Origin of the sequence: Helicobacter bizzozeronii, assembly GCF_900196775.1 — a bacterium.
Taxonomy (GTDB): Bacteria; Campylobacterota; Campylobacteria; order Campylobacterales; family Helicobacteraceae; genus Helicobacter; species Helicobacter bizzozeronii.
Window position 1 is genome coordinate 47,537 of sequence record NZ_FZLB01000031.1, and the last position, 9,076, is coordinate 56,612.

General features: G+C 44.5%; 9 protein-coding genes and 1 other RNA gene. 5 read left to right on the forward strand and 5 right to left on the reverse strand.

Going from position 1 to position 9,076, the window contains the following annotated elements; all coding sequences use genetic code 11:
• Window positions 1-39: 39 nt before the first annotated feature.
• Together C5684_RS04245 and C5684_RS04250 are read left to right on the forward strand one after the other, a co-directional pair.
• Window positions 40-567 (forward strand): flagellar FLiS export co-chaperone, encoded by a 528-nt coding sequence (locus tag C5684_RS04245; RefSeq protein WP_006018337.1) that lies wholly within the window; start codon window positions 40-42, stop codon window positions 565-567.
• Window positions 568-579: 12 nt separating this feature from the next.
• Window positions 580-1,830 carry a glycosyltransferase family 9 protein gene (locus tag C5684_RS04250; protein ID WP_104628705.1) on the forward strand — a complete coding sequence of 417 codons (1,251 nt, stop codon included), beginning with the start codon at window positions 580-582 and terminating at the stop codon, window positions 1,828-1,830.
• Here C5684_RS04250 and C5684_RS04255 read toward each other — a convergent pair.
• The 5 genes from C5684_RS04255 to C5684_RS04275 all read right to left on the reverse strand — a co-directional run bounded on the left by C5684_RS04255 (window position 1,827) and on the right by C5684_RS04275 (window position 6,762).
• A complete protein-coding gene (locus C5684_RS04255) occupies window positions 1,827-2,150 on the reverse strand; it encodes a hypothetical protein (protein ID WP_104639512.1) in 324 nt (107 codons plus the stop codon). The genes C5684_RS04250 and C5684_RS04255 overlap by 4 nt on opposite strands.
• On the reverse strand, window positions 2,150-3,037 hold the full coding sequence (gene rsmH, locus C5684_RS04260) for a 16S rRNA (cytosine(1402)-N(4))-methyltransferase RsmH (RefSeq protein WP_199764490.1): 888 nt from the start codon (window positions 3,035-3,037) through the stop codon (window positions 2,150-2,152). The genes C5684_RS04255 and rsmH overlap by 1 nt, the downstream gene beginning before the upstream one ends.
• Window positions 3,028-3,349, reverse strand: an RNA gene (gene rnpB / locus C5684_RS04265) — RNase P RNA component class A. Before rnpB ends, rsmH begins: the two co-directional genes overlap by 10 nt.
• 51 nt (window positions 3,350-3,400) lie before the next feature.
• Window positions 3,401-4,963, reverse strand: coding sequence for a VWA domain-containing protein (locus C5684_RS09480; RefSeq protein WP_233708653.1), 1,563 nt, complete (start codon window positions 4,961-4,963; stop codon window positions 3,401-3,403).
• Complete coding sequence (locus C5684_RS04275; RefSeq protein WP_233708654.1) at window positions 4,960-6,762, reverse strand: AAA family ATPase; 1,803 nt, start codon at window positions 6,760-6,762, stop codon at window positions 4,960-4,962. Before C5684_RS04275 ends, C5684_RS09480 begins: the two co-directional genes overlap by 4 nt.
• A gap of 129 nt (window positions 6,763-6,891) precedes the next feature.
• Here C5684_RS04275 and dcm point away from each other — a divergent pair, with 129 nt between their 5' ends.
• From dcm to C5684_RS04290, 3 genes are all read left to right on the forward strand, one after another.
• On the forward strand, window positions 6,892-7,230 hold the full coding sequence (gene dcm / locus C5684_RS04280) for a DNA (cytosine-5-)-methyltransferase (RefSeq protein ID WP_324761462.1): 339 nt from the start codon (window positions 6,892-6,894) through the stop codon (window positions 7,228-7,230).
• Window positions 7,231-7,294: 64 nt separating this feature from the next.
• A complete protein-coding gene (locus tag C5684_RS04285; RefSeq protein WP_104628711.1) occupies window positions 7,295-8,182 on the forward strand; it encodes a DNA-methyltransferase in 888 nt (295 codons plus the stop codon).
• The gene (locus tag C5684_RS04290) at window positions 8,179-8,790 is read left to right on the forward strand and encodes a BglII/BstYI family type II restriction endonuclease (protein WP_104628712.1); all 612 of its coding nucleotides are present in this window, start codon (window positions 8,179-8,181) and stop codon (window positions 8,788-8,790) included. The genes C5684_RS04285 and C5684_RS04290 overlap by 4 nt, the downstream gene beginning before the upstream one ends.
• Window positions 8,791-9,076: the final 286 nt, after the last annotated feature.

Genomic DNA, 9,076 nt, shown 5'->3' on the forward strand with positions numbered 1-9,076 from the left:
AAAATGCTTGTCTTGTTTATCTCACTACAAGGATGGCAGATGTTGAAACAGAACATGCTAGAAGCGTTGCAAAAGCACTTAGGCGCGATTGACACCCAGAGTTTAGAAATCCTAGACACCCAGCAAAAATCCGCCAAGATTGATAAATTCAGCCGCGAGATCAAGGGCATCAACGAGAGTATCGGGGCTTTGCAGACCTTGCAGATTGCTTGCCAAAAATTGCTCAAGCTCATCCCCACACTCGGGCAGGGCAACACTGAGGCGCAAATGCAAGAGGTGGTGCAAAAGGCGCAGTTCTTAGGGCAAGCTCTTTTTGGGGGGTCGTTGGTGATTAGCTTGGAGAGCGAGAACCTAGAGGTGCAAGCAGCCAACCCGCTAGAATTGTTAGAAACTCAAGGGGCTGAGCATTTATCAGCGTATTTGCACGATCGCCTAGAGATCATCAAGCATGCCTTGGGCAAAATCCAAGAAAGCGTGAGTCAAAAACAAGTCTTTAGCAAACCCCCCACGCTCAACACGCCCAGCTTTAGTAAAGAAGCCCTGCTAGGCTTGATGAAAACTTCTTAAGGGGGTCAAACATTGAACGGGCATTTAGGCGTTCTAGCCCATTTACGCCTCCATGTGCGCCTATGGCTTGAAAGGGTCTCTTACTCCCTAGCCTCTTTAATGGTGTGGGTGTTGCGCAAAATCCAAAAGCAACCCATCCGCCCCAAAACTTTATTACTGATGAAGTTAGACACCATTGGCGATTATGTGCTCTTTAGGAATTTTTTACAACCCTTAAGGGAGTTCTACGCTGGCTATGAGATCACGCTCTTGTGCAATAAGGATTTTTTAGAAGTGATTGATGCCTACGATCGCCCCTACATTGATCATCTGATCCTTTTGGACACCTCTAAGTGGGGTTCTTGGAAACGCTTCCCTTTGTTTTACCGCCTTAAGACAATCTATGTGCTCAACCAAAAAAGTTATGAGGTGGTGCTAAACCCTGTATTCCACCGCTCTACCTACCGAGATGATTTCTTAGTCAGCCTGATTAATGCCCAGCACAAAATAGGCCATTTAGGTTTTGAGCAGGTGAATCAATGGCTTGTTAATACCCCTAGACCCGGATTCTTAGATCATGCCTATACACGCTTTATAAACAATTCCCCAGAAGTCCTGTTTGAATTTGAACGCAACAAGGAATTTTTTAGCCAGCTTGTGCAAAAGCCATTAGCAGACATTATTTTAGAGCTCGCCCCTCCACCGCCTTTGAGTGCAAAGGCTGGCTTTGCACAGCCCACGCAAGATTACGGCGTGTTCTTTTTGGGGGCGCGGGATTCAAAAAGAAAATGGGCATTAAACTCATGGATGGTTCTAGCCCAAAAAATCAACCCAGCCTTCCAAATTGTGCTGTGTGGCTCGCCCAATGAAACTTTAGATGGCTTACAATTAGCCCAAAAAATCCCAAATGCCCTCAACTTAGCGGGTAAAACAAGCTTAATGGAACTTTTAGCCCTGCTCTGCCAAGCGCGTTTTATTGTGTCTAATGAGACAGCAATCCCGCATTTTTGCGTGGCTTTAGGGCTAGGGCCTATTTTTGTGATCAGCAATGGCAACACCTTTAAACGCTTTGCGCCCTACCCTAAATCCATGCACGCTAACCACCATGTGATCTACCACCCCAAAATTGATGCCTTGCTCCAAACTCCCGATGGTTTTGGGCGTTGCGTGGAGATTTACGCCTACAATGGAATAGATTTGCAAACCCCCCACCCCAACTTCCCCCAAATGGTGGCTGATAAAATGGCAGAGGTGGATGCGGGGTTTGTGGAGCACATCCCCTAGGGCATGTTTTCAATGGTGTATTTGAAGCGTTGTTTTTCCAATTCTAGCTCTAGGCGGTGTTTTTCCTCTTTGAGCAAATTTTCTTGAGTCTTGAGCTTTTGGATTGATTTACTGGTGTAGTAGATATTATTTGTCAAATAGATTTTAGGCGCAAATAAGACTAACACAATCACCAAAACGCCCAACACACGCCACAATAAAGAGAGGGGGATTCCTTGTTCCAAGACTTCTTGATTGAATAAGGCATCGCGTTCTTTTTGGCTGGTGCGTAAGCGGCGTTCCTCTAAGGGGTGTTCTACATCCATGCTTGTTGTTGTCATCAAAAACCTTGAAAATGAAAAATACGCATTTTAGCGCTCCGTGCTCTAGGGTTGCTGTTTAATTCTGGGGCACTGGGGGTGATGGGCTTTTTGGTGGCACAGACCCCCAAAGATTTGGCATATTCCCTAAAAGCATGCTTGACTTGGCGATCTTCTAAGGAATGAAAAGAGATCACAGCTAGCACCGCCTCTTTTAGATTTTTGGCACACTCCAAGAGTGTGTGCAAGTTTGCCATCTCAGAATTGACCTCCATACGGATCGCTTGAAACACTAGGGTAGCGGGGTGGAGCTTGCCTCTGTGGGCGTGTTTGGCTAAAAAGTCGGCTAAATCCTGCGCGCTCTCAAAGGGCTGTTTGTGCCGTCTATTAACGATCAAAGAGGCGATTTTTTTGTATTCACGCACCTCGCCCGCTTGCAAAACTTGCTCCAAGTGATAAAGGCTGTAGGTATTCACCACTCTAAATGCGTCCAAAGATTGGGCTGTATCCATACGCATATCCAACTGCTTGGAGTGGAACCCAAAGCCTCGATGGGGGCTATCTAGTTGCCAAGAGCTCACGCCCAAATCGGCTAGCACGCCTTTAATGCAAAAAGAGGGGTCTTTTAAAAGAGAGGGCAAGAGGGCAGCAAAATTGCCATGCATAAAGTTAAAACGATCGCCATAAGGGGCGAGCTTTTCTAAAGCCTGCTCTTTAGCCTCCAAGTCCTGATCGATCCCGATGATATTCAAATGGGGATAGGTTTCTAATAAAGCCAAAGTGTGCCCGCCTAAGCCTAGCGTGCAATCGATTAAGGTGGGTTTGGTTTCTGTTTGCATGATCTCTTGGAAAGCCTGAATCACTTCTTCTAACAAAACACTTTGGTGCATGTGCTCCTTTATTTGCATGGGCATAAGCCGAGTTCTGTCGTGGGTGGTTATTTATCTAGGATGGGTTTTACAACCCACCTCTTGCGAAGTGCCTAAACTTAAGACTTTACCATACACTTCTTGCTACAGATTGGGTTTGCCTTGTCCGATCCTAATTGCTTAGGACGCGGTGGGCTCTTACCCCACCTTTTCACCCTTACTCTCAAGGAGCGGTTATTTTCTGTGGCACTTTCCCTTAGCTTACGCTAGCCATCCGTTAAATGGAATCTTGTCTTAGGTAGCTCGGACTTTCCTCTTTGATCTAACTCAAAGCAACCACCGCCCATGCAACCCATAATTGTAGCCAAAATTAACTTAAGGACTTCCCACAAATGGGATCGATCACGCCCCCAAATCGTTACTGAGCTCACACAGCACGCGGATATTTTGGCTGCGGCTGTCATAAACCCAGTGTTTGTCAAAGGCGTGTTTTGCTCCCGAGTTGCCATTGACATCGAGCAAGTAAAAGCGGTTTTTGTCTTGGCGTTTTTGGCGCATTTGTTGCTCTAGGTTTGAATCAAGCCCGCCAAAATCCCCATCTGAGATCACTAAGAGATCTGCCTTTTTATAGTTTTGCTCCTGCATCGCCCTTAAGCCCTCTTTTAAAGCCAGCCCGACATCCGTCCCGCCCCCAAAACTCAGGCTTAAAAACTCATTCAATCTAGCAAACCCCCCGCCCTTGCTCAAATCCATCGCGCTCGTTTGGGAGCTAAAGTTAATCAAAAAACAAGATCGTTTCGTTTTCTTAGCATGGGAGGCTAAAAAGAGTGTGAGGGCTTTAGCGATGAACTCGGGCGCGCCACTCATCGACCCGCTGGTATCCACGCAAATAATGATAGGTCCTTTTTCTCCCTCTTTTTCCTGCTCCTTTTCTACCTCTACCTCCACTTCCTCTACACCCTCTAAATGGTAATCAATATAGCCCTGCTTTTCAAAACAAAAGAGGCGTTTTTCTGTAAATTTCAGGTAAAACAACACCTCCAAATCAGGGTCATCTAGCAAAGCTAACTCTTGGGGGATTAAGTTTTCTAAATCATTACTCAGATGAATCCCGCAAATCTCCTCTTTATAATTTCTGGTGGGCTGGCGCTCACGATAAGAATAGCTTTTAAGCTCCCTAATCATCTCCTTAATCATTTCTTGTTGCATCTCTTTCATCCGCCCCAGCAGATCGCAGATTTGCATTAAAGCTTTATTGTTTTTGATTTGGGCAAAGAGGGCGAGGATTTGGGCCAAGTTTAAACGCGTGGGGTTAGCCCCCTGCAAGGAAAAGCCCCTACTTCCCTCTTGTTCTCTCTTGCCCCCCTTGCCCCCCTGCTCTAGCTCTAGCCCCGTATCCAAGCCCTCTAAATTTTCTAATGCGCGTTTTTGTGCCTTTTCATCGCCCAAACCCTCTAAATCTAGGGATTCTAGGGCTAACCCCTTAGCGTCCATAAATAGCCCACTTGTGCCAAAGAGTTCGGGGGATTGCTTGGCTAGTTGTTTTGCCTGCCATAGGGCTTTAAACCACGCTTGCATGCGCTCTAAAAAATCCTGCTCCATTTTGGCTTGCGTGGCTTGTTTCCAAGTAGTGATTTTATCCTCTAAAACCCCTTGCCACTTTTCTAAAATAAAGCGGTGTAAGGTGGCGTGATCTTCTGGGGTTTTAAGCCCTTTTTCTTGGGTGTCAATAAAACTGAAATCTTCTTGGGGGTTGTGGGTATGAAACTGGGCGCGTGTGGTTTTAACTAAATCTTTTTGCTCTAGGTGGGCGTGTTTGCGCTGGTAGTGGGCTAAACTCTCCTCAAAAAAGGGGTGGTTTTTTAAAGCCTCTTTAATTTGGCTGTCCTTTTCTTGGCATGCTAGCTCAAATTGCGCGGCAATCTGGGGGTCGTCTAAGAGATCGTAGGTTTGGAGGTCGTTCATTTGGTGTTTTTATAAGTTTGCTTTATTCTTTTAGCAAGCCCTAAAAGGTGGGGAACACAATTACGGCTGTAATTAGATAGACACTCTGTATGACCATCCCCACATGGGTAATCAATGTCATCTAGCACTTTTTCTAATTGATTTAATTTTTGCTTGCCCCTGATATAGTTTTCTAAAGCCCTTGCAATATCTGTAATAGCCTTTTTAAATTCTTTAGTGTTGATGACTTTTTTATTATCCATACGCCCGTGTTTTTGAATAATTTCTGTGATGCTCTGCGTGAGTGTTTGAAGTTGTTGTTCTTGTCTTTGTTTTTCAAGCACACCCGCTTGTGCGTCCCGCAAGAGTTCTTGTAATCTCAAGCGTAGGGTTTGAAAAGCTTCTAAAAGACCTGCCTCTTTAGGGTCTTTCTTGAGATCGTCAATGATGTTGTCAAAGTAGATGTGTAGATCATCATACAAGCGTTGTTGTTTTTCCTCCAAAGGCTCATTAAGAAACACCTGTTTTAAGTTTTCTAGCTGTTGTTGGGCGTGTTCTAGGCGGGTGTTTCTATACAGCTCCTCTAATTTTAAAGCGATGACTTTAAATTCCTCTAACAACTCTTGCATGCCCGAAAAAGCGACTTCTTGGTCTTTTGAGGATAAAAACACATTAGCCTTTTGGCTTGCCTCTTGTAACTCTTGCCTCAAAGTTTGGGTGTGGGCAGTGGTTTGTTGGTGCAAGTCTTGGTAGGCATTGGTAAAAGTTTCTAAAGAATCTGTTGTCATCTTTTCAAGGTGCAAAAAGTTTTCTTGCGCCTTTTCCAAGTCTTTAGCCCTTGTATGGCTACTTTTCAAACATTGGGCTAAGATCGCATTGACTAAGGGGATTTGCTCTAGGCTATCCCACAGACAATGCCTAAGCAAGGCGAGATCGGGGGTGCTAACTTGTTTTTGATCGCTAAGCAGGGCTGCCACTTGTAAAAGCTGGGCGCATTGTTTAAAACGCCGATCAGAGGGGGTGGCAATCAAGTTAGAATCGGGCTCTGTATCTTCCTCGCCCTCTTTTGTGGGCGCGCTCTCGCCTAAGAATTTTGCCACTAAAGCGGGGTTGTGTTTGAGTTGCTCTAAGGTCGCCTTAATGGTGTGCAAGCTCTCTAGGGCTTCTTGGCTAAAGGGAATTTGGGCGGCTTGCTGGTGGATACTCTCTAGCTCCTCTAGGCTAAAGGCGTGTTGGCTAGAACTCTTGCCCTCTTGGCTGGTAATCAGTTTGAGAAAATTCTCTTTAGATTTTAAGGGTTCTACAAAGTAGCGCAAAAGCATGCGATCGTAAAGGGCTTCTAGCCCTTGATTGGTGGGAGGGAATTCATTGCTCGCGCACACAATGCCCTTTAGGGGGACTTTAATATCCGTGTCGCCCTCTTTGAAAAGGCGTTCGTTGATGATGGTTAGTAGGGTGTTTAGGATTGCTGGCGAGCTTTTCCAAATCTCATCTAAAAAGGCAAAGCTAGCGGTGGGTAAGTAGCCCTTAGTGTTTCTGACTAGGCGGTTTTGTTTGAGTTGCCCGATGTCAATGGGACCAAAAATATCTTCAGGGGTAGAAAAGCGATGCATCAGTGCGCTAAAGAAATCTTTGGGCTCACCAAAGGCAAGGCTGACTTTTCTAGCAATCATCGATTTGGCTGTGCCCGGCGGTCCATATAAAAAGATCGCTTTTCCTGCAAACATGGCTAACAACACCAAGCGCACGCACTCCTCGCGCTCGAACAAATCTTTTTCTAACTCAGCGATGAGGTTTTTAACTCTGCTTTTGTAAGACATAAAACTCCTTGTAAAAAAGGGGTATTATAGCGTAGTTTGTTGTGTGTGTTAGGACTAGAGCGATACCCACAGATTTAAGTTTGCTGTATTAGAATATCTTTCTATCTTAACTTAGAAATAGGGCATTTCTTGTTAAACTTTATCGATCTCTTTGCGGGTGTGGGGGGGTTTCATGCCGCGTTTAAGGATTTGGCGCATTGTGTCTTTGCGAGCGAAATCAACCCATGCGCTCAAAAAACCTATCAGCTTAATTTTCCTAAAACCCCACTTTTTGGCGACATCACAGATTTAAGCGTGCAAGCTCAAATCCCTCCACACTTTGACATCTTATGCGCGGGATTTCCCTGCCAAGCTTTTAGCATTGCGGGCTATCAAAGGGGCTTTGAAGACACGAGGGGGACTCTCTTCACAGAGGGCACACCTTTGACATCATTTACCAAACTTTGGGAAATGAGATATAATCTTTAGCCTGACATAAAGTATCTGTGTATGTGATTTATAGATGATGAATACACTAATCTAAGGGGTTAATGTGATTCTAAATAATTCTATCTTGGATGTTTTGGCGCAAACAGAAGATTCCAGTTTTGATTGCATCATTACCTCCCCACCTTACAATGTGGGCAAGGACTATGAAAAAACAAAAAGCCTTGAAGATTATTTAAAAGATTTTAAACCCGTGTTAAAAGAGCTTAAAAGAGTGCTTAAAGAGAATGGGAGCATTGCATGGCAAGTGGGGAATTTTATCAAAGATAAAGAGGTCTATCCCCTAGATATTTATTTTTATCCCCTTTTTAAAGATTTGGGTTTTAAGCTCAGAAACCGCATTATTTGGAGATTTGGGCATGGCTTACACTCCAAGCTTAGGTTTAGCGGGCGATATGAGACCATACTTTGGTTTAGCAAGGGCGATGACTATACCTTTAATTTGGATAGCGTGCGAGTCCCAGCCAAATACCCGGGCAAACGCCACTTTAAGGGCGCAAAAAAAGGACAACTCTCTGGCAACCCCAAGGGCAAAAACCCAGCCGATGTGTGGGAGATTGTGCTTAGAGATTGGGAGTGCCAAGTTTGGGATATTGTCAATGTCAAAAGTAATCATGTGGAAAAAACCGCCCATCCTTGCCAATTCCCAATTGAATTAGTCGATCGTTTGATTTTGGCTTTGAGTAATTTTGGAGATCGTATTTTAGATCCCTTTGGTGGGGTGGGCACAACACTAATTAGCGCGCTTAAAAATGGCAGAAAGGCACTCTGTGTGGAAAAAGAAGAGTTATATTGCCAAATCGCACAAGAGAGGGTATTAGACCTTTTTAAGGGCAAACTCAAATGCCGTGAGATGAGCCAAGAAATTTACACACCCAAAAACGACAGCGTGGCGTGCGTGCCAGAGGAGTGGCGCGGATTGGGGGTGTATTGAAAATCGCTTATTTGCACTCCCACCTAAATGGGTTAGAGTTTTTACAAGTCCATCATTCTAATTTGTGGCAAGAGATTATTGGAGTTATCACAAATATAAACGCTTACGCATGCCAAACAAAAACTTCCAAAGAAAAAGGTAGGCAAGGTATCCATTTATTTTCGCCTATAGAACTCAACAAGGTTTTTCAAAATTCTTTAAACATTCTAGGTTGGTCAGAAAATAGACAATTCTACTACCTCACACCTGATCAATCTCTAGCCTTTGAAACTATGTATTTAAGCCCTGAAATGCAAAAGCAAGTCATAGAGGCGCAAGGACAAATTGCCTACTTTTCCTACAACCAAACTGACTTTTTAAAAGAGCGCATCGCTATAGAAGTGCAGTTTGGCAAATACGCTTTTGTGGCTTACGATCTCTTTGTCAAGCACATGGCGTTTTATGTGGCGAACGCTATTGATGTGGGCATTGAAATCATCCCCACTAAGGCGATGTGTGCGCAGATGTCTAGCGGGATTGCCTATTATGAAAGCGAAGTCTATAATCTCTATAGACAAGGGCGCAACACTCCAGCCGTGCCCTTGATCTTAATAGGGATTGAGCCTTGATTTGAAAAATATGCTTGCAAAAAGCGGAGCATGCTACTTGTGAAAGAATGGAGGTTTTAGGTTTTGATTGTGTGATAGAAAAAATCCAAGAGGGAGTTTATCCGAATTGTGCGTAAAACTCCGTCCTTCAGGGCGGAGATTTGACATACTCTCCCATAACTAAAGTTAGGGGATTCTAGCTTTAGTGGAGATCACGGCTTCAAGCAGGATAGCTCCGTTTGGAGTCTTACATTCCCTATTCCAAAGGTTGATGCCCCAACCCCAAGGGTATTACCCCTTGATTGCA

Bases quoted from the DNA above. Each gene is read 5' to 3' on its own strand.
- C5684_RS04245 (WP_006018337.1), top strand. From the start codon at position 40: ATGTTGAAACAGAACATGCTAGAAGCGTTGCAAAAGCACTTAGGCGCG.
- C5684_RS04255 (WP_104639512.1), bottom strand. From the start codon at position 2,150: ATGACAACAACAAGCATGGATGTAGAACACCCCTTAGAGGAACGCCGC.
- rsmH (WP_199764490.1), bottom strand. From the start codon at position 3,037: ATGCAAATAAAGGAGCACATGCACCAAAGTGTTTTGTTAGAAGAAGTG.
- C5684_RS09480 (WP_233708653.1), bottom strand. From the start codon at position 4,963: ATGAACGACCTCCAAACCTACGATCTCTTAGACGACCCCCAGATTGCC.
- C5684_RS04275 (WP_233708654.1), bottom strand. From the start codon at position 6,762: ATGTCTTACAAAAGCAGAGTTAAAAACCTCATCGCTGAGTTAGAAAAA.